Annotated in this window: 15 protein-coding genes, 1 tRNA gene, 4 pseudogenes and 1 riboswitch; of the genes and pseudogenes, 14 read left to right on the plus strand and 6 right to left on the minus strand. The window is 62.3% G+C overall.

The annotated features are described in order from the left end of the window. Nucleotides 1-73: 73 nt before the first annotated feature. Together F1563_RS05510 and F1563_RS13560 are read right to left on the minus strand one after the other, a co-directional pair. Nucleotides 74-853: pseudogene (locus F1563_RS05510) on the minus strand (transcriptional regulator). Between the two features lie 99 nt (nucleotides 854-952). After that, nucleotides 953-2,160 (minus strand): annotated as a pseudogene (locus tag F1563_RS13560) (oleate hydratase); the annotation flags it as partial. A 176-nt stretch (nucleotides 2,161-2,336) separates the two neighbouring features. Beyond that, nucleotides 2,337-2,431, plus strand: a riboswitch (TPP riboswitch). Here F1563_RS13560 and F1563_RS05530 point away from each other — a divergent pair. From F1563_RS05530 to F1563_RS05545, 4 genes are all read left to right on the plus strand, one after another. Then, nucleotides 2,423-3,991, plus strand: coding sequence for a bifunctional hydroxymethylpyrimidine kinase/phosphomethylpyrimidine kinase (locus F1563_RS05530; protein ID WP_069181724.1), 1,569 nt, complete (start codon nucleotides 2,423-2,425; stop codon nucleotides 3,989-3,991). (Overlaps the previous riboswitch by 9 nt.) Nucleotides 3,992-4,001: 10 nt before the next feature. Next, the gene (locus F1563_RS05535) at nucleotides 4,002-5,351 is read left to right on the plus strand and encodes an MFS transporter (protein WP_227432006.1); all 1,350 of its coding nucleotides are present in this window, start codon (nucleotides 4,002-4,004) and stop codon (nucleotides 5,349-5,351) included. Beyond that, on the plus strand, nucleotides 5,348-6,118 hold the full coding sequence (gene thiM, locus F1563_RS05540; protein ID WP_002529259.1) for a hydroxyethylthiazole kinase: 771 nt from the start codon (nucleotides 5,348-5,350) through the stop codon (nucleotides 6,116-6,118). The genes F1563_RS05535 and thiM overlap by 4 nt, the downstream gene beginning before the upstream one ends. Next, a complete protein-coding gene (locus tag F1563_RS05545) occupies nucleotides 6,115-6,759 on the plus strand; it encodes a thiamine phosphate synthase (RefSeq protein WP_002529258.1) in 645 nt (214 codons plus the stop codon). The genes thiM and F1563_RS05545 overlap by 4 nt, the downstream gene beginning before the upstream one ends. 318 nt (nucleotides 6,760-7,077) lie before the next feature. Here the strand turns inward: F1563_RS05545 and F1563_RS05555 are convergent, their stop codons facing one another. Beyond that, nucleotides 7,078-8,037 carry an endonuclease domain-containing protein gene (locus tag F1563_RS05555; RefSeq protein WP_002546733.1) on the minus strand — a complete coding sequence of 320 codons (960 nt, stop codon included), beginning with the start codon at nucleotides 8,035-8,037 and terminating at the stop codon, nucleotides 7,078-7,080. 423 nt (nucleotides 8,038-8,460) lie between these two features. On the opposite strand from F1563_RS05555, the gene F1563_RS05560 reads away from it, so the two are divergent. From F1563_RS05560 to F1563_RS05595, 8 genes and pseudogenes are all read left to right on the plus strand, one after another. After that, on the plus strand, nucleotides 8,461-8,652 hold the full coding sequence (locus F1563_RS05560; RefSeq protein ID WP_002529256.1) for a hypothetical protein: 192 nt from the start codon (nucleotides 8,461-8,463) through the stop codon (nucleotides 8,650-8,652). Then, nucleotides 8,649-8,738 carry a potassium-transporting ATPase subunit F gene (locus F1563_RS05565; protein ID WP_002529255.1) on the plus strand — a complete coding sequence of 30 codons (90 nt, stop codon included), beginning with the start codon at nucleotides 8,649-8,651 and terminating at the stop codon, nucleotides 8,736-8,738. Before F1563_RS05560 ends, F1563_RS05565 begins: the two co-directional genes overlap by 4 nt. A gap of 17 nt (nucleotides 8,739-8,755) precedes the next feature. Further along, entirely contained in the window at nucleotides 8,756-10,411 is a 1,656-nt protein-coding gene (gene kdpA, locus F1563_RS05570; RefSeq protein ID WP_149302634.1) for a potassium-transporting ATPase subunit KdpA, read from the plus strand. 2 nt (nucleotides 10,412-10,413) lie between these two features. Then, the gene (kdpB, locus tag F1563_RS05575) at nucleotides 10,414-12,522 is read left to right on the plus strand and encodes a potassium-transporting ATPase subunit KdpB (RefSeq protein ID WP_002529253.1); all 2,109 of its coding nucleotides are present in this window, start codon (nucleotides 10,414-10,416) and stop codon (nucleotides 12,520-12,522) included. A gap of 12 nt (nucleotides 12,523-12,534) precedes the next feature. Next, nucleotides 12,535-13,140: a potassium-transporting ATPase subunit KdpC gene (gene kdpC / locus F1563_RS05580; RefSeq protein WP_002529252.1), complete on the plus strand. Its 606-nt coding sequence runs from the start codon at nucleotides 12,535-12,537 to the stop codon at nucleotides 13,138-13,140. Nucleotides 13,141-13,156: 16 nt separating this feature from the next. Next, nucleotides 13,157-15,724 carry a sensor histidine kinase gene (locus tag F1563_RS05585; RefSeq protein WP_268869505.1) on the plus strand — a complete coding sequence of 856 codons (2,568 nt, stop codon included), beginning with the start codon at nucleotides 13,157-13,159 and terminating at the stop codon, nucleotides 15,722-15,724. Continuing rightward, entirely contained in the window at nucleotides 15,721-16,404 is a 684-nt protein-coding gene (locus F1563_RS05590) for a response regulator transcription factor (RefSeq protein ID WP_002529250.1), read from the plus strand. The genes F1563_RS05585 and F1563_RS05590 overlap by 4 nt, the downstream gene beginning before the upstream one ends. Before the next feature lie 3 nt (nucleotides 16,405-16,407). After that, nucleotides 16,408-16,931, plus strand: a pseudogene (locus F1563_RS05595) (EXLDI protein). A gap of 104 nt (nucleotides 16,932-17,035) precedes the next feature. Here the strand turns inward: F1563_RS05595 and F1563_RS05600 are convergent. The 3 genes from F1563_RS05600 to F1563_RS05610 form a co-directional block, all read right to left on the minus strand. Further along, a tRNA-Ala gene (locus tag F1563_RS05600) sits at nucleotides 17,036-17,108 on the minus strand. 145 nt (nucleotides 17,109-17,253) lie between these two features. After that, entirely contained in the window at nucleotides 17,254-18,504 is a 1,251-nt protein-coding gene (locus F1563_RS05605) for a M16 family metallopeptidase (protein ID WP_172623632.1), read from the minus strand. A gap of 122 nt (nucleotides 18,505-18,626) precedes the next feature. Beyond that, a complete protein-coding gene (locus F1563_RS05610) occupies nucleotides 18,627-19,898 on the minus strand; it encodes a M16 family metallopeptidase (protein ID WP_002529247.1) in 1,272 nt (423 codons plus the stop codon). A gap of 237 nt (nucleotides 19,899-20,135) precedes the next feature. Between F1563_RS05610 and F1563_RS05615 the strand changes: the two genes are divergently transcribed. After that, nucleotides 20,136-20,543 carry a DUF5318 family protein gene (locus F1563_RS05615; RefSeq protein WP_002529246.1) on the plus strand — a complete coding sequence of 136 codons (408 nt, stop codon included), beginning with the start codon at nucleotides 20,136-20,138 and terminating at the stop codon, nucleotides 20,541-20,543. Continuing rightward, nucleotides 20,536-22,874, plus strand: a pseudogene (locus tag F1563_RS05625) (transglycosylase domain-containing protein). The gene F1563_RS05615 and the pseudogene F1563_RS05625 overlap by 8 nt, the downstream one beginning before the upstream one ends. Nucleotides 22,875-23,025: the final 151 nt, after the last annotated feature.

The raw sequence follows: 23,025 nt of genomic DNA on the forward strand, positions 1-23,025 counted from the left end.
AACACCATGCACATGGGACTCGTCGCGGGGGTTGGGATGTGGATGTCGCTAAAAAGTGCAAGTGTCCTGTTTCTCACACCACCGAACTGAGATGCCCAATGACCGCCCACGGCCGCTCCGGAGCCACCAAACCACACAATTCCTCAACGTTGCCGGAGGCGCACGCCAGTACGAGGCAGGTCGATGGCCCGCCGGAGCGGGTCAGGTTGACATCGGTGTGCTGGGATTCGATGCGCAGCCCCGCAGTGGAGGACAGCTATTCGGCCTCCCACGCCACCCCGTGAGACCCGACCGGGACGCAGTCATGCACCTTCCCTGAAGCCATGAGCGCTCGCACCTCATCGAGGGTGACAATCTCAGGACGATCAGGGGTGACGTCGTCGTCAGGAGCCGAGATCGGGGCGCCGACGCACACTACGATGTCACCGTCTAGGGCCTTCGGCAAATCCCCGTCGGGTATGACGCCGATAATCGTCACTCCGATGCCTGTCTGGGTGGTGACGACGTTGTCCTCCGTTGACCCTGTCACCGCATCCGGGCTGATCCCGGCGGCGACCGCACAGCGCCGGAACTCGTCGATCATGGGCTGGGCGGAGGCGCTGTCCTGGCACAGCGTGTCGACAAAGATGAGCGGACGCGCGCCAGCGCACAGCACCTCCAGCAGCGGCACCCGCGCTCCCAGGTGCGCGCACCATACCGGGTCGGCCGGGTAGGAATCGCCGGGACGCGGCCCGATCCCGCCGACCGTGTCGCAGGCGACGACCAGACGGGAGGCCGGAACGTCGGCCAGTAGCAGATCGCGTAACCGGGTGACGGGCAGGTGTGGGGAGCGGACATGGTTCTGGGCGGTCACGATGCCATTCAACCGCGGTTGCCCCCAACGCGCATCGTCAGAACGTCACGGCAGGATGTCCTGGAAGTAGGTGCTCTTCAATGTCAGCGAGATGCACTACGACGAGTCCTCGGCGGTGACGATACCGCCGGTGACGGTGCGTCCTGATAGCGGGTCGTTACCCGTCAACTCCTTGATCTTGCGCAGGGTGATCGCGGTCAATGAAGTTGAAGCTGATCGACTGCCACACCGTTTTGTTAGCGTCGCTGCAGAAGACATCGAGACGTCCAAACGCGGGGGAGCGGCGAACCAGGTTGCGCCACAACTCCCATCCCGCTGGCATGTCCTTGTGGTAAAGAGCGGGGGTGTTCATGTCGCCGGACCGAGTGCATTCGGTGAGTGAACCGTTGGTTACGAACACCAGGTCCTTGGCGGACATGTCAATGCGATGCTCGCCGCCGTCCCTGTCGTGGTGGAGGATGCCGCGAGCAATGTTGCAGTGAGCGGTGATCTCCAGGTCGACGTCGTAGACGACAGTGTCGTACTGGAATTTCGCTCCCTTATCGGTGAGCCACTTCACCAATGGGACCACGAATGAGTCGTGCTGGTTGTAGCGGCTGAACCGCAGGAAGGACAGGTTCGAGAAGCCGGGAAAATATTGCAGGAAGCGGTGCATGTATTGCTTGAACTCGGTGAGGGACTGCCACTGCTCGAAGGTGGACATTGTCTTCCACAGCGTGTAGAAGGTGGATTGCAGGAAGTCCTGAACCAGTCCTCGATCAACGTGTAGTAGGTGTTCGACTCCTTGGCCAGCAAGAGCTTCACGACGTCGAGCTGACCCTTCCTGTTGAGCCCCATTTTCGAGGCGTTGCGCTTGTGACCGCAATTGTTGATGATACGACAGGGGCTGATGTTGGGGTCGTTTTCGTTCACGATCCGGAATTCATCCAAAATGCTGTAGGGCTTGGGCATCTCCAAGGCTGGGATGTCTTTCATGATGTCCCAGAAACACTCGAAATGCTGTCCCATCTCACGGCCACCTGAATCCCTTTTCCGCATCCCCTGATCCATCGAACGCGCCGTCGAGTTCTGACAATTCCTCGAGGACGGTGATGCTCTCCCCAGGCATTCGGGCGTCACGAATCAAGTAGGCAGCGGCAAAGAGTGAGGCGATCCCCGAGCCGACCAGGTATGCCTTGCGCTCAACGACGTCATCGGGTGGAGCAGGGGTGGTTTTGGGTGTAGCGGCCGAGGTCGTTCTGCACGAAAGGTGTGCCATCCGAGCTCACCGGGTAGCTGCGCTGATAATTGTGTTGGAAGTTCGTCATGATGTGCTCCTCATGCGACTTCGCCGGAAGTTCTCCAGTGAACTTCGACCGTTTCCCACGATAGCGCGGCGACAACGTGATGAACCGTTGACAACGACTTTTGTAGGAGTTTTACGGGTGCTCCGTCAGTTTTCAGCGGCAGAGCACAAGTCCTTTGCGGTGGGGTGCCATACTGATCCTTGGACACGGGGTGCGCCTCGATGGCGCTGAGATCACACCCGTGGAACCTGATCTAGTTCGTACTGGCGAAGGGATGTCCGGGATGACTACTATTGACGCGCTTGCCGAGCGGGGGTCAATTCCCCGCGTGCTGTCGATCGCAGGAACCGACCCGTCTGGGGGCGCCGGCACCGCGGCCGACATCAAGTCGATCACCGCAGCAGGTGGATATGCGATGGCTGTCGTCACCTCTTTGGTGGCCCAGAACACCCAGGGGGTGCGCGCCATCCACACCCCGCCGATTAACTTCCTGGCTCAGCAATTGGCCGCCCTCAGCGACGATGTGACGATCGATGCCGTCAAGACCGGGATGCTTGGCACTGTTGAGATCGTTGACGCGGTTGCAGCTTTCCTTGACGAGCACCGACCGCCGGTGGTCGTCGTCGATCCGGTCATGGTCGCCACCAGCGGGGACCGCCTTCTTGCCCCCGACGCGGAGGCTGCTGTGCGCGAGTTCTGTCGACGCGCGACCGTTATAACCCCGAACATTCCGGAGCTTGCGGTGCTGTGCCAAAGCGATCCGGCGATGACGCCAAAGCAGGCCGTGGAGCAGGCTCGTCGGTGGGCGTCTGAGACCGGGGTGGCCGTCGTCGTCAAGACCGGGCATTTGGATTCGCAGCGGGTCGATAACGTGTGGGTGACGCCGGAGGGGACAATGTACACGGCCCCGGCGGCCCGGGTGGAGACGACCAATACTCACGGCACCGGATGCTCACTGTCCTCGGCCCTGGCGACGCGATTGGGCGCCGGGATTGCCCCGGCGGATGCGTTGGTGTGGGTCACCGACTGGCTGCACGAAGCGATCCAGTACGGGTCGGCGTTGAACGTCGGTCAGGGGCACGGCCCGGTAGATCACTCTCATCGGGCACGTCGACTAGCTGAGGATGCCTCAGCGGTGGCATGGTTCGCGCCGATCGACCCGTTAGAATCGCCAGAAAAGTTGGCTGGCTCGGCTGAGCCTGCACCGGAGGCAGCGGTCGCCCCAGTTGGACCATGGACGACGGCGCTGTGGCGAGCAAGCGGAGACATCGCGCGTCGCATTGAGAACTCCGATTTCGTTGCCGCCCTCGTTGACGGCACCTTGTCGAAGCCAGCCTTCGACTTCTACTTGGGACAGGACGCCCAGTATCTCACTCAGTACTCACGAGCCCTAGCTGTCTTGGCGGCTCGTGCTGTTGATCAAGACGAGTCGGTGTGGTGGGCGCAGTCCTCCCAGGCGTGTCTCGTTGAGGAGGCAGAGCTGCACCGCTCCTGGCTAGGGGAACGCGTCGACGTGGTTGCAGGGCCGGTGACGTTGGCGTACACCGACTTCCTGCTGGCGCAGACGTTGGGTGACGACTACGTCGTCGGTACGGCTGCGGTGCTGCCCTGTTTCTGGCTTTACGCACACCTGGGTGCCAAGGTTCCGCACGTTCCCGAGGTCCACCCGTATGCATCATGGCTGCAGACCTACGGAGATCCAGAGTTCGTTGACGGCGCGTCGCACACCATCGGTTTGGTCGAGAAAGCCTTCGAGAATGCCTCCCCGGCCAATCGGGCCCGCGCTGCCCATGCCTACCTGACGGCCTGCCGTCACGAGTTGGAATTCTTCGACCAGGCCCTGCGGGTCTGACTAACTCCACATGACTGCACCTGTGCCTGCTGTGGCCCGGGCCTCGGCCGGAGCGTCGATGCCGTCCGAAGGGCGCGCTGCCCTGCGTGCCGGTGTCGTCGGGAACTGGATCGACAACATCCACGTTTTCCTTCCCCTGACGGCTCTGGTGCCAGCAATGGCGATAGTTGCGGGGCCTTCGGCTGGTGCCAGCGTGGGGGCTCTCGTCATCATCGCGATGTTGTTGGGACGTCCCCTTGGGGGGATGATCTTCGGGCGCATCTCGGATCGTCTGGGACGCACCCGCACCACCCGGCTGGCAATCGCCGGTACCGCGACCTGTGCCGGGCTCATTGCCGTTATGCCTACCCACAAACTCATTGGAGGCTGGACGATTGGGCTCATCCTGCTACTGCGCTTCCTGGGTGGGGTCTTTGTCGCTGGTGAGTACTCGGCCGCCATCCCCCTGGCCATGGAGTGGTCTTCGCCGAGGATACGGGGGCTGGCTTCTGGAGTAATTCTGTCGATGGCCCCGTGGGCCCAGGCGTCGATCGCCTTTGCCGTCGCGGTGATGCTCGCCGCCCTCGGTCCGGGCCGCTACGCTGCGTGGGGATGGCGGGTCCTGTTCATCATCGGCGCCGCAATGAGCATCGGGATGATCGTTTACTACAGCCGCCGGGTCTGTGATGCCCCGCTCTTCCATCGCGTTGGTGCCACGCGTGGGGTGTGGAGGGCCACGGCACCGGGAGTACGCGAGGTGATCGCTGGGACGTGGGCGCCGGCCTTTCGGCAGGTCTTTACCCTCATGACCGGGTTGTGGCTACTTACCGACGCCACAGTGCTGATCCTCACCGCGCGGCTGCGTACCGACGCCGGCTTGACTGCCACCGCGACCTCCTGGGTGATGGGCGTCTCCTCGGTTGGCCAGGCGATCTTCATGGCTCTGGCGGGGCATTGGTCGACTAAGGTGGGGCGACGTCGCCTGTTGGCCTGGTGGGGTGTGAGCGCGGCGCTGTTGGGTCCACTGCTGTGGTGGGGTGCGATGAGTTCCTCGTCGGCAGGCAGGGCTGCCCTTTTTGCGGTCGTACTGCAGGTTGCGACGGTATCCGCCTACGATCCTATCTCAGCCTACCTATCCGAGAGGTTTCCAACAGAGGTGCGGTCAACCGGGTATGGCATGGGGTATAGCTTGTCGCTCATTTTTCCTGCGCTGTACCCGTTCTACCTGCCGGGTATGGAGGCAGTGTTCGGGCGTCTTGGTGCGGTGTTGGTGCTTGTTATCCTCGGTGGGCTGCTTGTGGTGTTGGGTGCGGCCCTTGGCCCGCGGTTATCGGCGAGTGACATTGACACTGACATCGACGATGTGGCGAGGGTGACATGACGGTTAACGAGGTGGTTGCGGCGGTGTGTCGTCGGGCCCCGATGGTCCATTGCCTCACGGCCACGGTCAGTATGTCGCTTGTGGCCGATGGTTTGTTGGCGGCAGGGTTGCGTCCCATGATGACCGAGACGCTGGAGGAGGCGCCGGTTGTCGTCACGGCTGCTGACGCGTTGTTGGTGAACCTGGGAACCCTATCGACCGATGGAATGATGGGTATTCCGGCCACTGTTGCTGCGCGACCAGAAGGGATCCCGTGGGTGCTTGACCCGACGGCTATCGGGCTGGCCCCGGTGCGTACCCGGATGGCTCGGGAGTTTCTCGATGCTGCGCCCGACGTCGTTAAGGGGAACGCCTCAGAGATCCTCGCCCTTGTTGGCGGACCGGGTGGACGCGGGGCCGATGCTGCTGACGCCCCAGAACACGCCGTCGATGCGGCCATTGAGGTGGCGTGCCGAACCGGGGGAGTCGTCGTGGTTTCGGGACCGACAGATGTTGTCGTAACTGCTAAGGGGGTTGCCGCGAGGATCGTGCGCGGGTACCCGATGATGGTGCGGGTGACGGGGACCGGTTGCCTGCTAGGTGCTTTGACTGCGGGGTGCCTTGTGGCGGCCGACGATTCGGTGGAGGCCGCGGTGGCAGCCGTGACGTGGTTCGACGTGGCCGGGGAGGTTGCTGCGGCGCGTGCTGGCGGACCTGGCAGTTTTCGTGTGCAGTTGCTTGACGCCCTCGACGAGGTTTCGAGAACCGGAATAGAGGAGACGAGATGACTTTGGACCTGCGGTGCTATTTGGTGACGTCGGGGACGGATCACCGCACTGTCGAGACGGCCGCCTCGGCCGCGGCAGCGGGCGCTGGAATGGTGCAGGTGCGGGCGAAGGACGTGTCGACTCGTGACTCGCTTGGACTGGTTTTGCAGGTGGGCGAGGCGGTTCGTCGGGCGAACTCTGCGACCCGGGTGGTTGTGGATGATCGCGCCGATGTCGCTTGGGCGGCCATGCGGGCGCACGGGAACGTCCACGGGGTGCATGTTGGATCCGCGGATCTGCCGGTGCGTGATGCGCGGGCGATATTGGGGCCTGACGCGATCGTCGGGTACACGACCGGAACCTTGGACCTGGTGAGATCAGTTGAGCCGTTTGCCGATGCACTCGATTATGTGGGGGCTGGGCCCTTTCGGCCTACCCCGACCAAGGATTCGGGTCGCGTCCCGCTCGGCGTTCAGGGGTACCCGGAGTTAGTGGCGGCAAGCAGTCTGCCGGTTGTCGCCATCGGTGACGTTCAGGTGGCCGATGTCCCTGCTTTAGCGGCTACCGGTGTGGCCGGTGTCGCGATGGTGCGCGCTATCATGGCGTCCGATGACCCTGCCGCGGTGGTGCGACAGGTTATACAGGCCTTCGACAGGGTCTAGATCAGCTAAGGCTCGTGGTCGGTTTCCTGGACTGACGTTGTTACCCCTGTCGTAGACCATCGAGGCGGCAGCTCCGCCTTCCTGGGCTATCACTGTGTCTCCAGCGGGAGGTATGTGTCCTACCGGCGGCTGCGCCTCCTTTTTCAATCTTCGCTTCTTCTGCCCGCTCCGCCTCTGCTCGTTGCCCCCGCCTCCGTGTGGCGATATGGGTCGTGATCATCGGGGATGCTTGGTGGGGTTGCAGACCGTGGGTTCGTAACCCTGATTTCCACAACCGGGCACGATTACCCGCCGCTTGGTTGGTGAGGTTAGCGAGATCTATGCCGGTATGGCGCCATTCATGATCTGGCGCAGAGCCTGGTTGGTGAACGTGGTCTTCGGGCGGTGGCGTTTGTGCAGGTGATTGATAATCCAGTCCAACACGAACTTCGGATCGCGCCGCAGCATCGTCGGGGTAGTGTGCAGGATCCTCCACCCAGCCTGCTCCAGGCGCGCCGAACGCAGCATCATTGCCTCATACCCTTCTAGGGTGCCGTGGACCGAGCGGCCCTCCATCTCCACATCCACCATCTCGGCCTGAAACGCTTGGTCCAGGAAATAGTGGTAATTCCCCTCACCAACCCACACTTCATGGTTTGGCCTGTGACCAGTGATTCCGGCTGCCCGCAAGATCCGCGCCAATTCCAGCTCCGGGATCGACCAGGGGTTGAGGTCGATATCGGCGAGTCCACGGTCGACCTCAGCCTTCGAGTACCGGCCCGTGAGGGCTTTGCGGGCGGCCCGACACGAAGTCGGGGTCACCAGGTGTTGGCGAAGAGCTTGGCACACCCAGTCCCATTGACCTTGAATTGCTAGGGTGATTACCGATACTTCCGGGATCGCGACTCGTACTCCTGCTTTTTCGATGGTGAAGTGGTGAGGCACATGCCAGCGATGCACCCAGATGCGGGGTCGCGTTAGGCGGCGGGTGGGCGAGAACGCCTCGATGGCCTTGATACCGGTGTAGTCCCAGCGTTGCTGAGTGACTGGATTCTCTAATCCGAGCAATACCAGGGCGGCCATGCCGACCAGCGTCGCGTCGCGGTGCCACACCTTTAGCGCCTGGATCATCGTGGCGATGCGGTGGGCAACACTGGTGGCGGCCACCACTCCCGGCAGGATACGTATTGCATCGCCACGGGCGACCGCTCGGTCAGCCTGACCTCGCAGCGGGCTGTCACGGACAATGCGCGCTACCCCACCGCTGCCACGCAGTTCCAGTTCAAGACTTTCCCTCATGTCCACAGTTATCGGCGCAGGGTTTCAGGTTCGCCATGTTTTTCCAAACCTGTGGACAACCCCAGCCAGGTCGCCCGATCCGGCTGTGGAAAACTTGCCGTCCATCCTTACCCCAACCATGTGGGATGGCACTACGGGCGGTTATAACCCTGATCGCCACCCCCGGGCTGGAGGAGGTGGAGGGGTCGTGGCGACGATGCCGGGGAGCAGGGGTACTGCGGCGAGGAAAGGGCGCCATGGCAAAGGTATTCGGGGGAGGCACCGTGACGAGGGGCATGCCGTAAAAGGTGAAGCCTCAACGAGGCCAGGGGGAGGGGGACTTGACACCCGTGTGGTGGGTGGCGGCTCATCGGGGGCTCAGCTCCCGGAACCGCCTCGGACCGGGGATGTTAGGAAAACGTCAGGATCCTGCGCACCCCCCATATGGGATCCGTAGGGAAGCGCGACAACGGCCTGCTCACGCGATTTCGATGGGTGGTGGTGCCACAACCGGCACCCCGGAAATCCCGGGTTATCGTCAAGGAGCCTGTCATGCTCGACGTCATCTGGCTGCTCGGTGTCATCGCCCTATTCATCCTGCTTGCCCTGTGTGTGAAGGGGGTCGATGCGCTATGACCATCCTCAATCTGGTGGCCGTCACTCTCGGTATCGCCGCCGTTGTGTACCTCGTAATCGCCCTCATCCGCCCGGAGCGTTTCTAACGACGTGGCTCTCTTTCCTGGCGAGCTTGGCTCTACTTGCCATCGCACTCGGTTTCGTCCAGCATTATCTGGGCGACTACATAGCCCGTGTCTTCGCCTCTGACCAGGACACCAAAATCGAGTCCTGGTGTTACCGCGTGATAGGTGTCGATCCCCGCGCTGGTCAGACGTGGAAATCGTATGCCCGTGCAGTGCTTGCCTTTAGCTTGTGCGGGGTCACCCTCCTTTACGCCCTGCAGCGTTGCCAGTCGTGGCTGCCATGGTCCTTGGACAAGGGATCGGTAAATCCGGCGGTCTCCTTCAACACTGCTATCTCTTTCGTTACGAACACCAATTGGCAGGCTTACTCACCGGAGGCGACCCTCGGGTACTTTGTCCAGCTTGCCGGCCTGTGTGTGCAGAACTTCGTTTCCGCCGCCACTGGAATCGCCGTGGCGGTTGCGCTGGTGCGTGGATTTGTCGGCCGCGGTGAACACACCATCGGCAACTTCTGGGTGGACCTCACTCGTGGCATCCTGCGCATCCTCATGCCGATCGCAGCTGTGGCAGCCTTTCTGCTCATCGCAGGCGGAGTGATTCAAAACTTTACCGGGTTCATGCATATCACCGGGGTTGCCGGTGGCAGTCAGGTCCTCCCGGGCGGCCCCGTCGCATCGCAGGAGGCCATCAAGGAACTTGGCACCAACGGCGGTGGCTTCTTTAATGGCAACTCGTCCCATCCCTTCGAGAATCCGCAGCCGTGGACAAACATGTTAGAGATCTTCCTCATCCTGCTCATCCCGTTCTCGTTGCCTCGCGCCTTCGGGAAGATTGTGGAAGATGTGCGGCAAGGCAGGGCGATACTCGCTGCGATGGTCGTTTTGTTCACCGTCAACCTATTTGCCATGGCTGCTGCTGAGTTCTCTGGTCACGGCTCTGCCGCGCGCCTTGCGGGAGCCGCAATGGAGGGCAAGGAGCAGCGTTTCGGATTGGCCCAGTCGGTCCTTTTCGCTAACTCGACGACGATGACCTCCACCGGCGCAGTCGACTCGATGCACGATTCCTTCACCGCCATTGGAGGCATGTTCACCATGCTAAACATGATGCTTGGGGAGATCAGCCCGGGCGGTGTGGGAAGTGGTCTCTACGGCATGCTTGTTATCGCCGTCATCGCGGTCTTCATCGCTGGCTTGCTGGTCGGTCGTACGCCTGAATACCTCGGCAAGAAGATCGGTCCACGCGAGATGAAACTGTCGGCCTTGTACATCCTTGTCATGCCGGCCTTAGTGCTGTGCGGCGTGGCTCTGAGCCTGGCCGCTCCGGGCCTACGCAGTAGTGTCGTCAATACCTCGATCGCTAACCTGGGTGAGCACGGGTTGTCCGAGCTGGTTTACGCCTTCACCTCGGCCGCCAACAACAACGGTTCGGCCTTTGCCGGTTTAGACGCGTCGACGAACTGGCTGTGCGCCGCTCTTGGCGTGGTAATGCTGCTCGGGCGTTTCGTGCCCATCATCCTGGTCTTGGCCCTCGCCGGAGCCCTGGCCGAACGTCAACCGGTGCCCGTTACCGCAGGGACCCTTCCCACCCACAACGCTCTGTCCATCACCCTTATCGTGTTCACGGCGGTCCTCGTCACGGCGCTTGTCTTCTTCCCGGTCCTCACGCTGGGACCGTTGGCCGAAGGATTGATCTGATCATGACCATCACCACTACGAATTCGCGATCCCGTGGCCTCACCGGGGCCCAGGTGCGTCAAGCCCTGCCTGGCGCCATCCGCAAGCTCGACCCGCGTTCCCAATGGCACAACCCGGTCATGTTCCTGGTGTGGGCTGGCGCAGCCTTGACAACCATCGTCGCCGTCTTGGAGCTGCTTACTGGCAATGTCGGCGTCTCGACCGGTTTTTCCACGGTCATCGCGGTGTGGCTGTGGCTGACCGTCATCTTCGCCAATCTCGCCGAGTCGATCGCCGAGGGCCGCGGCAAGGCTCAGGCCGAGACGCTGCGCAAAACCCGCACCGCCACCAGCGCGATTCGCGTCGACGGCTGGGACGAGCGGAACGATCCGTCCGTCGAGCACACTACGACAACCGAAGTCGTTTCCTCGGAACTCAAGTATGGCGACGTGGTCGTCGTGGCGGTGGGCCAGACGATCCCGGGCGACGGCGACATCGTTTGGGGCATCGCCTCGGTCGACGAATCGGCCATCACCGGCGAGTCAGCCCCCGTGGTACGTGAGTCTGGTGGAGACCGGTCTGCTGTCACCGGTGGCACGACGGTGCTTTCGGACCGCATCATCGTCAAGATCACCTCGAAGCCCGGGCAAAGTTTCGTCGACCGCATGATTGCCTTGGTTGAAGGGTCCGGGCGTCAGAAGACTCCCAACGAGATCGCCCTTAATATTTTGCTGGCGAGCCTCTCGATCGTTTTCGTCCTCGTTACCCTGACTCTCAACCCGATCGCATCCCTGGCTGCCACACCGGTGAGCATCACGGTATTGGTGGCCCTGCTGGTTTGCCTCATACCGACGACGATCGGAGCTCTGCTGTCGGCCATCGGTATTGCGGGTATGGACCGCTTAGTGCAGCACAACGTGTTGGCGATGTCCGGACGTGCCGTGGAGGCTGCCGGGGACGTCACCACCCTGCTGCTTGATAAGACTGGCACGATCACCTATGGCAACCGTCGTGCGAGCGAGTTCATCGCCATGCCGGGTGTGAGCGACGCGGAAATCCGCGACGCGGCCGCTCGGTCTTCTCTAGCCGATCCGACCCCGGAGGGCACCTCGATCGTCGATCTGGCTCGCGAGCAGGGTTTCGATCCGGACGCCTTTGGTGAGCAGGGGAAGATTGTCCCCTTCACCGCCCAAACCAGGATGTCGGGCATCGATCTTCCCGACGGCACCCAGATCCGCAAAGGTGCCGGCTCGGCGGTGAGGGATTGGCTGACGCAGGCCCAGGTCGACATGGACATCGACACCTTGGCCCGTATGGATCGTCGGGTGGATTCGGTCTCTCAGTCTGGTGGCACTCCGCTCGTCGTGGCGGTGCGCACCCCGGACCACTCGGGAAAGGTGCTCGGCGTCGTCCACCTCAAGGACATTGTCAAGGAGGGTCTGACCGACCGGTTTGCTGAGCTGCGGCGAATGGGCATTCGTACCGTTATGGTCACTGGCGACAACCCGCTGACCGCAGCTGCCATCGCCAAGGAAGCCGGTGTCGACGACTTCCTGGCCGAGGCCACCCCGGAGGACAAGCTCGCTTACATTCGCAAGGAGCAGGAGGGTGGTCGGATGGTTGCGATGACCGGTGACGGCACCAACGACGCCCCGGCCCTGGCGCAAGCAGACGTCGGCGTCGCAATGAACACCGGCACCTCGGCCGCCAAGGAGGCTGGCAACATGGTCGACCTCGACTCCGACCCGACTAAGCTCATCAGCATTGTCGGAATTGGCAAGCAGTTGCTTATTACGCGCGGTGCCTTGACGACCTTCTCGATCGCAAACGACATTGCCAAGTACTTCGCGATCATCCCCGCGATCTTCATGACGACCTACCCGGGGTTGTCGGCCCTCAACATCATGGGTCTGCACTCGCCGGCCTCGGCGGTACTCTCGGCGATCATCTTCAACGCCATCATCATCGTCATCCTGGTGCCGCTGGCCCTCAAGGGTGTGGCCTACAAGCCCGCCGGGGCGTCGAAGATCCTCGCCCGGAACCTGCGCATCTATGGGCTAGGTGGTGTCGTCGCGCCATTTATCGGCATCTGGCTCATCGACCTTCTTATCCGTCTCATTCCCGGATTCTGATCGGAGTTCATCGTGATCATTTCCTCCAGGGCTCGTACCCTTCTCGTCGGATTGCGTACGATTCTGCTGTTCACCGTGATCGTCGGCGTCGGGTACACCGGTGTGGTGACTGGGTTGGGGCAGCTGATGTTTAATCACCAGGCCAACGGCTCGCAATTGGAGGTCAACGGCAGGGTGGTTGGCTCGACGCTCATCGGCCAGTCCTTCACCGACAAGGATGGAAAGCCGCTGCCGAAGTACTTCCAGCCGCGTCCCTCGGCGGCTGGTGACGACGGTTACGATGCCGCTTCCTCGGGCGGTTCCAACCTGGGGCCGGAAAACCCAGACCTGGCCAAGGCCATCAAGGAGCGTCGCGGCCAGGTGGCGGCCTTTAACCACGTCGATGCTGCCCGGGTACCTGCTGATGCTCTGACGGCGTCGTCGTCGGGTCTGGACCCACATATCAGCCCCGAGTACGCCGGCATCCAGGTGGCACGTGTGGCGAAGGCCCGGCATCTCGACGAGCGCGTCGTGCGCAAGATCGTCGACGACAGTACCGAGGGCCGCCAGCTTGGGTTCCTCGGTGAGACTAGGGTCAATGTCGTGACACTTAATGCCGAACTGGATCGCCAGCATTGACCGTGCTGGCGGCCGGATGATCGAGGAGGACGAGGTGGCTGCCACGGGACGGTTGCGGGTGCTGCTCGGCGCGGCTCCCGGGGTGGGCAAGACCTACGCCATGCTCGACGAGGGTAAACACCTTCGCGCCAGTGGGTCCGACGTCGTCATCGCCATCGTCGAAACTCACGGTCGGGCAGCTACCGCAGCCATGGCCAAGGGGTTGGAGGTCATCCCGCGGCACGACGTCGAGCATCGCGGCATTGAACTGCCCGAGATGGATCTCGACGGGGTGCTGGGCCGACACCCTGATGTCGCCCTCGTCGACGAACTGGCCCACACCAACGCTTCCGGGTCCCGTAACGAGAAGCGTTGGCAGGACGTCGAGGAGCTTCTGAGTGCCGGTATCGACGTCATCTCGACGGTCAACATCCAGCACATCGAATCCCTCAATGACGTCGTCGAGCAGATCACCGGTGTCCCGCAGCGCGAGACCATCCCGGACACCGTGCTGCGCAGGGCTAACCAGGTGGAGGTCGTCGACCTCGCCCCGCAAGCCCTGCGCGACCGGTTGTCGAGTGGCAAGGTGTACCCGGCTGAACGGATCGATGCGGCCTTGTCAAACTACTTCCGGCTCGGAAACCTCACTGCCTTGCGCGAGCTGGCTCTGCTGTGGGTGGCTGACGAGGTCGACCATGCCCTAGCTGACTATCGCAGCGAGCATGGCATTGACTCCCGCTGGGAGGCCCGCGAACGAGTGGTCGTGGCGCTGACCGGGGGTCGTGAAGGCGAAACCCTGCTGCGACGCGGCGCCCGGATAGCGGTTCGAGCCGGTGGCGGAGAGTTGCTGGCGGTGCATGTCACCACCGAGGACGGGCTGCGCTCCCCGCACCCGGGTGAACTGGCTCGTCAGCGGGCGTTGGTGGACAAGTTAGGAGGGTCCTTTCACCAGCTCGTCGGTGATGACATCCCCGAGACCCTCATCGAGTTCGCGAAGTCGGTCAACGCCACCCAGCTCGTCATTGGGGCGAGTCGGCGGGGGAAGCTTTCGCGGCTGCTGACCGGACATGACGTTGAGGCTGACATCATCTGGGCTTCCGGCGCGATCGACGTCCATATCGTCAGCCATGACGCCCAGGCGAAGGCGCTGCGTCTGCCACGGATGGGTGGGTCGTTGTCGACGCGGCGTCGGATCGCCGGTTTTGCCGCGCTGGCGGTGTTTGGACCGCTCCTGACGTGGTTGTTGGTGTCGTTGCGCAGCCCGGAGGCGTTGACGACAGATGTGCTGGCTTACGAGTTGCTGGCCGTTGTGGTGGCTCTGGTGGGTGGGGCGCTCCCGTCGCTCATTGCGGCCTTGGCTTCGGGTATTGCGCTGGATTATTTCTTTACTAAGCCCTTTTACACCGTCACCGTCAATGAACCGTTGCACTTGATGGCACTGCTGTTGTACCTGCTCACCGCCGCCTTAGTGAGTGTCGTCGTCGATCGCGCCGCTCGCAAGACTCGAGTGGCGCGACGGGCTGCAGCCGAGTCAGGTCTGCTGGAATCGGTGGCCGGGTCGGTACTGCATGGTGAGGACGCCGTTGAGTCGCTGTTGTCCAAGGCTACTGAGGCATTCGGGTTGTCTGGGGCGCGATTGATGAGCGACGGAAGGGTTGTGGCAAATTGGGGTACAACGAGCGATCAGGTTACGGAGCATCGCATTGACGACCACACCGTGCTGGAATTCCACGGCCCGGAGCCGGACGCCTCGGAGCGTCGGCTGATGTTGGTTATTGCCGCTCAGGTGGGGACGGCCATGGAGCAGCGTCAGCTGGAGGAGACGGCGAAGGCAGTGGAGCCGTTGGCGGCTACTGACCGGGTACGTACGGCGCTGTTGTCGGCGGTAGGCCACGACCTACGTCAACCCCTGGCAGCTGCCCGAGCTGCGGTGTCCGGGCTACGCAGCGAGGGGTCGAAGTTGTCCGAGGATGATTGGCGCGAGCTGCTCGCGACGGCGGACGAGTCCCTGGAGACGCTGTCGGTGCTCGTGCGCGACCTCCTCGACGTTTCCCGGTTGCAGTCGGGGGTGCTGGCCGTTTCGACGATGCCGGTCGACTTGGCCGACGTTATCCTCGAAGCGATCGACGAGCTGGGGTTGGGGCCCGATGCCGTCGAGCTGGACCTAGGACACGACGTGTCCGATGCACTGGCCGACCCGGTTTTACTACAGCGGGTGGTCGTCAATCTCATGGCCAATGCCCTACGTTTCGAGCCGGCTGGCAGACGGGTGCGGTTGACGACGTCGGCCTTCGCTCACCGGGTCGAGATCCGCGTCGTCGACCACGGGCAAGGGGTGCCGCCCGAGCGGTTCGAGGAGATCTTCGTGCCCTTCCAGCGGCTCGGGGACACTGATCCGACGACCGGGCTCGGGCTGGGCCTGGCGCTGTCGAAGGGGTTCGTTGAGGGTATGGACGGTACCGTGGAGCCTGAGGCCACCCCGGGGGGAGGATTGACCATGGTCATCTCACTTCCGCAGGTTGGCGTCGAGCGGTCGCAACCTGCCCCGGCGTCCACTGGGCCCGGGACGGGTGGGCAGGAACCGAGCGAGGAGGAGCGAGCATGAGGATTCTCATCGCCGACGACGACCCGCAGATCCTGCGTGCCTTGCGCATCACTTTGGGGGCACGTGGCTACGAGATCCTGCTCGCCCGGGACGGTGAGCACGCCTTGGAGATGGCCGTTGACCACAAGCCTGACGTTCTTCTGCTTGATCTGGGCATGCCGCGTCTGGATGGGGTGCAGGTTATTGAGGCGGTGCGAGGCTGGTCCCAGGCACCGATTCTCGTCATCTCGGGTCGCTCGGGGTCAGCGGAAAAGGTGGAGGCCCTCGATGCCGGGGCCGACGACTACGTCACCAAGCCGTTCTCGATGGATGAGTTGTTGGCTCGGATCCGTGTGCTGACGAGGAGGATCAGTCACGACAGGTCCGGTGCGGAGCCGGTGATCGCATTCGGGACGGTGCGAGTCGACCTGACCTCGCACACGGTGACTCGCGATGGGGCCAATGTGAGGTTGACACCGACGGAGTGGCGTGTGCTTGAGCTGCTTATTCACAACGAGGGTCGGTTAGTGACCCGCCAGACGCTGCTGAATCAGGTATGGGGGTCCGAGCACGTCACCGACACCGGATACTTGAGGCTGTACATCTCGCAGCTGCGAAAGAAGTTGGAGCCCGAACCGAGCAATCCGCGGTATCTCATCACCGACGCCGGAATGGGGTACCGCTTGGTGCTTGACTCCTGATATGTGCATGTAATAACGCACGTGCCCACTAGAAACGTGTATGTTTCCGGCGAAGACCAAAGCTGTTCCAAGAAGCAGCCGAGCTTGCAGGAGGATTTTCGCCTGCAGTGAGCGAAGCTCTGCGCGGTTACGTGAAACGCCGCAAGTTGATGAGGGGAGGGGCCGAGCAGGTCGAGGTAGATCTGCGTACTGATGGGATCGGCCACCGTGTGTCGTTCATGGGGCGTCGATTGGTCAAGGTGAAATGTGACCACGAACAGGGCTGTCGTATCGATACTGTCTACGCAACTGTCAGGAAGCAGTTTGCCGTGGCGTCGAAGGTACATCGTGTTCTGCCAAGCTGGGCCGAAGCCAAGGAAGATCTTTGGTCACATCCAGAAACGTGGGACAAGGAATTCTGGATGGTCGGAGATCGTATGCTTACAGTTTTTGCGATTTTGGGTGAGTTGCGAGCAGCCGATGATGAACTTGCAGAACGGGTCGACTCGGTGCTGCGCGTCGCACCCTGTGAGGTTCTGGATATTTAGCACCTAAGCAGTTAAAGGGGCAGCGTGAGAAATAGTGGATATCTATCTGTCGACTATCACGTCCGGCTGTTTGCGCTTATCAGAGGGATTTCGTCGCCGATCAGTGGAGCATAGGGGACTCGAACCCCTGACCTACTGCTTGCAAAGCAGCCGCGCTACCAACTGCGCCAATGCCCCGTGGACCTTCATAGTGTAGAGGACGTGCGGCGACTTCCGCGAGTTGAATCCCCATAGCGCCGTCGGTTCCTGCCAAAAATCGAGATCGTGACGGTGCCATCGCGTATTCGGGGCAGTTTTTGGCAGGAACCGACTGTACTTCCGGCTACGACAGCGCCTCGGCGGGGCTGATGATGACGGCCTCGAGCCCACGCTCAGCCAGTGCGGGAGTCAATTCCTCGGCTCGACCGCAGATCCCGACTCGCCAACTGTCGGGGTTTAGCAGCTCCCGCCAGGCCCGGTTTACCGACCATTTCCCTGTATTCGCCCTCGTCGACGCCACCGCGGCGAGGTGATTGTCGACCCAATTCGGTTCCAGGCCGACCCCGACCAGAGCAGCCACTTGATGGGCTACCGCACCGGCAGTGTCGTACTGCAATGGGGCGATGCCAACTGAGTGGTCGCGGGCGGCATCCACTTCGTCGGCTCGCAGGTCGTCGTTGGAGGTAAGGATGCGTAGTGTCTCGGCCACAGCGTCGGCTCCGACCTCGGTGCGGAAGGATCCCGCGACGGTCGCTAGGCCGCTATCGGAGAGTGGCCGGGCCGACATTCCGACCCCATAAGACCACCCTTTGGCTTCGCGCAACACTTGGTTGAGGCGCGACCCGAACGTTCCGCCGAGAGCGCCGCATGCGACTTTGAGGGCTGGCCAACCTGGGTGGGCGCGTCCAACAGTGGCTTGCTGGATCTGCACATCGGCCTGCACGGCGTCGGGGCGATCAATAAGGATCACCCGCGGTCCATCGAGGCGCGGCTGGGATGGAGCTACCTGCGTGGGGGAACCGCTGGCTGTCCACCCCTCGAAGATTGATAGATCGAGGCCCTCGACTCCCTCTCCGGCCACCACCAGCACGGCGCCGCAGATCGTCCAGTGTGCGGCCCAGAACTCCCGCGCGGCTGTGGCACTCAGGTTTTCTACTGATGGGAGGGTACCGATCGTGGGCAGGGATGACCGTGACCCCACCGGCCATAACGCCCGTGCTGCCGCGATCCCGGCCAGGGCTGATCCGTGCTGGCTGGTCTGAGCCAGGGAGGCTCGCGCCACGTCGATCTGACGAGCGACGTCTTCCTCAGTGAGGCTGGTGGCCGTTAATAATTCGACGAAGAGTTGGGCGGCAGCGTCGAACCTCGTTACGGGCACATCAACGCCGACATGACTTCCGGCCAACCCGGCCGAGCCGTCGTAACTGGCCCCGATCGATTCCATGGCCTCAGCGAAGGTTGCACCGGGGTGGGGGCCGGTGGATTCGTCGGCCGTGCGGACAACGAGTCCAGCAAGACCCTCGAAGCCAGCAGGCTCGGCATCCAGTGGCGCTTGCAACCCGATTTCCATAGTGACAATCCGCTGGCCGGGCATCGGGACGCGTACCACCGTAAGGCCGGTCGGCAGGGTCTCGACGATGCACTGCGGGAACGACCACGGCGAACCGGGGCGCACGATGGGCCGATCGGTGAGAGGACGATCTTTGCGAATGTTCATCACGCCTCCTGGTGGACGACGGTCGACGCCTGATGGGGAGATAGCCACCGTCTTGTAGCTTCGGCGATGTGGTCTGCGGTGATGGCCCGGACCCGGTCGAGGTGAGTATTGACGAGGGTGGCGTCTCCCAACAGCGACTCGTGCATATTAAGTATGTCAGCTCGCTCGTCAACGACGGACAGTGACTCCAACCAACCCCGTTCCACTTGGGCGCGCACCCGCTCTAACTCCGCTTGGCTCGGACCGTTGGCGGCGAGTTCAGTGATAATCTCGTCGACGGCCCCGGTCAGCTCCTCCTCAGAGACCCCCGGTTTGAGATGCGCCGACACTAGCGCCGCCGACGTTCCTCGCGCCAGACCGAAGTCGTTCATACCCACCCCGTCGACGAGGTGGCGCTCTCGTTCCAAGCTGCGAATAAGTCGGGAGCTCATCCCCGACCCGAGGACGTCGACGGCCATCGCAACGGCGAGATTGTCGGGGTCGGTGATGGGCGGGGTGACCCACGCCCGGGTCACTGCGGTCCGCGGGACGGGACGCACCATGACTACCCGAGGATTGTCGTGGCGAACTGGTCCCTGAATGCGCTCGGGGACGTCTCCGGTGGCAGCGGGAACCGCCCCGAAGTGCTTATTGGCCAGGGTCAACCCTTTGTCGGCCTCGACGCACCCGGAGATGACGAGAACAGCGTTGTCAGGCCGATACCAGGTGGAATGAAAGGTGGTGACGTCGTCGAGGCGGGCGGCGTCGAGGTCGGGTACTGAACCGATGGTCGGGTGGCCGTAGGGATGCTCGTCCCCAAACCTTCCGTCAAGGAGTAGGTCGAGCAGATCTCCATAAGGAGTGTTGTCGTAGCGTTGCCGCTTCTCCTCCTTGACGACCTCGCGCTGGGTCGCGAGGTTCTGATCGGTGACGGCCAAGTGCGCTTGCCGCTCAGCCTCCAACCACAGTGCCAGTTCCAGCGCCCCGGCTGGCACCGTTTCGAAGTAGTTGGTGCGGTCGAAGCTGGTAGACGCATTCGCTGAACCGCCTACCGACTCGATCGTCGCTAGATGTTCGCTCGATGCGATGCCGCTCGTCGTGCCTGAGAACATCAGGTGCTCAAAGAGGTGGGCGAACCCAAAATGGCCGACCCCTTCGTCGGCCGACCCCACCCGGTACCACATATTGACGGCAACTCCGGGGGAGGTGGTGTCGGGGTTGACGACCACGCGCATCCCGTTATCGAGGGTTGCGCGGTGTAACTGGAGGGCTTCGGACATAGGTCCGAGCATAGGGGTAGTGGCTCGGGCTCCTCCACGAGACCGGTGTGGTGCACCTCCACGAACCTTCCACGAGACCGGTGTGGTGAATGTGCTGAGGACGGGGTTTGGTGCCAGTAGGGATGGTACCCACCCTTCCCAACCCGATTGCCATACGGGGCTCGAAGCAGGTGCGATGGACTCTTCGAGAACGCGCCGTCGAACACTGGTGCTGCGGAGTCGTCTGAGCTACGCCGTACTCTAGAAGGCATGCAGACGCAGCGAAACGTGGTCTCTCACGCCCTGCAACGCCGTCACACCCTGGAGGCGTTGCGCAGCCCCCAGGTCGACCTCAACGCCCCGACGGCGTGCGATGCCGACCCCATGCTGATGCGCACCGCCATGCACCATGGCGAGCCCCTCGACCACAAGTGCCCGGTCTGCGAGTCCCCCCGGCTAGCCCTGCTCGGCCACCAACTGGGCCAATATTCGGGACGCATCCGCACCCTTGACGAACTAGAGGAGATGGAGCACCAGTTCGGCGAATTCCACGTCTACGAGGTCGAGGTCTGCCCCGACTGTCTGTGGAACCACATCCTCGTCGACTACGTCCTGGGTGACGGTCGACGCCGTCGCCCACCTCGCCATCAGCCGACCGTGGAGGACATTTATGGCTGAGCACAAACCCGCCCGGAGATTACCGAGGCGCCAGGACCCCGCGACTGGAGGCGGCGCCAGAAGGGCTCGTCGGGCCGCCAGAAAGCCCCGCCGTCACCTAGGCTGGGAAAGTTCCTCCGGGGCCTGCTAATCGCGCTCCTGTCGTTGACGATCATCGCCGTCATCGGGATCTTTGTCGCCTATCAGCGCACGGAGCTCCCCGACCCCAACCGCGACTTCCAAACGAACACCTCGTTCATCTACTACCGGGACGGCAGCCGCCTCGGGTCTTTCTCGGTGCAGAACCGTCAATCGATTCCTTACAAGGCGATGCCGAAGACCCTGCGTGATGCCGTCGTCTCGGCGGAGAATCGCACTTTCTGGTCCGATCCGGGTATCTCAGTCAAGGGCATGACGCGCGCCGCGTGGGCGATCGCACGCGGCGGGGAGATGCAGGGCGGTTTGACGATTACCCAGCAGTACATCAAGGTGTTGTACCTGTCACAAGAACGCACTATGGGCCGCAAGTTCAAGGAACTCCTCCTGGCCATGAAGATGGGCAAGGAGGTCTCTAAAGAGGACATTCTCGCCGGATACCTCAACACCATTTACTTTGGCCGGGGAGCTTACGGGGTCCAGGCCGCCGCTAAGGCTTTCTTCTACACTGATGCCTCTAAGCTCACCCTGTCTCAGTCGGCGGTGTTGGCCGCGGTGCTCAACAGCCCATCGAACTTCGATCCTAGTGGTGGTGTGGCCGCTCGATAGAGGTTGCTCCAGCGGTACCGGTACGTCCTCGACGGCATGCGGGAGGCTGGCAATATCACTCAGGCCCAGCACGATGAGGCTTATCGGCAGCTGCCGAGATTCCCTAAGGTTCCCGACTACAACCGATGGGCGGGAACCGACGGTTACCTCATGAAGATGGTTCACGACGAGCTCATCGCTAGAGGGTTCTCTGATGAACAGATCAAGGGTGGTGGCCTCAAGGTGACGACCACCCTGGATCCTAAAGACCAGAAAGCTGCTGTGGCTGCAGGTCAGAAGTACAAGAAGATCGCGGGCCGCAACGCTGGTCCTAAGGGAGCCAAGAATCTGCACCCTGCGCTCGCCTCAGTCGACGTTAGTTCCGGTGGCATCGTGGCCCTTTACGGTGGCGACGACTATATCTCCAACACCCGCAATTGGGCGCGTACTGCGCGTCCGGCGGCGTCCACCTTCAAGACCTATGCGGTCGTAGCAGGAATGCGCCATGGATTCAGCTTGCGCTCTCGGCTGGACGGCAACGCTTTCACACCTGACGGTGACAGCACTGAGGTTCATAACGATAGCGACGCAAACTACGGCACCGTCAGTTTGCGTCGGGCCATTGCGAAGTCGATCAACACCGCTTTCGTTGACATGGTGTCGCGGACGAAGAATGGTCCGAAGGCTGTTGTTCAGGCTGCCACTGACGCTGGTTTGCCTAAGGGGAATGGATGGGATTTGAACAACCGCATCGCTTTGGGCACTGCTGAGGTGAGTCCACTGGCCCAGGCGGGTGGCTATGCGACGATTGCCAATGACGGCAAATTGGTCATCCCACACATTGTGGAGAAGGTTGTTGACCAGTCCGGCAAGGTCGTCTACCACGCTCCTGCGCCGTCGAAGCAAGCCATTGAGGCCGATATCAGCCATGACGTCAGTTACGCCTTGCAATCCGTGGTTGATGAGGGCACTGGGCGAATTGTTGCCGATTTCGACCACCAGGTGGCTGGAAAAACGGGTACGTCGGGAGTCGGCGACGGGGTGACAGCGGCGTGGTTCGTCGCCTACACCAAGCAGATCTCGACGGCTGTCATGTTCGTGGCCGGCGATAGCGGCAATGAGAACCTCGATCCCTACGCCCGTGAAGGGGCAACCGGTTTCCACGGTGGTGATTACCCGGCTCTCACCTGGCTTGACTACATGCAGACGGCGATGAGGGGGATGCCCAACGAGCCCTTCGCCGATCCAGACTGGGTGAATCTGTCAGGCAAACACTATGGCTCCACGAAGCGTCCGCAGGTGTCGGTCGAGGATGATTCCCGTAGCGATTCGGACCGATCGAGCCAGGACGACCCAGAGTCGTCGGACGAGCCGCCAAAACCGACTTCTACTCGGACTTCTAGTCCAGAGCCATCATCGGCACCTTCTAGGTCCTCCAAGCCCTCCTCAACGGGGACCGCGCCGGACCGTACGCCCACGCCGACCTCCATACTGACACACAGGCACACTCCCATGCCGACCCATACATCCACGCACACCTCTCGTCCCACCTCGGGTGAGACGACGCGCGGTGGGAGCCAACCAAGTGGCCGGGCACACAATAGGTAGCCTGACCACGTGACTATCCCCGATCCAAACGACGACGCCCTCGCTGCTGGGAGGCGTGTTGACGTATACCCAAATGACGGATCCACGGGTTACGTGGCTCGCCGCGCCCTTGATGCACCGAGAGGATCCTGGGTGTCTCAACTGGGACTGG

The organism is Cutibacterium modestum (assembly GCF_008326345.1).
GTDB classification, from domain to species: Bacteria; Actinomycetota; Actinomycetes; order Propionibacteriales; family Propionibacteriaceae; genus Cutibacterium; species Cutibacterium modestum.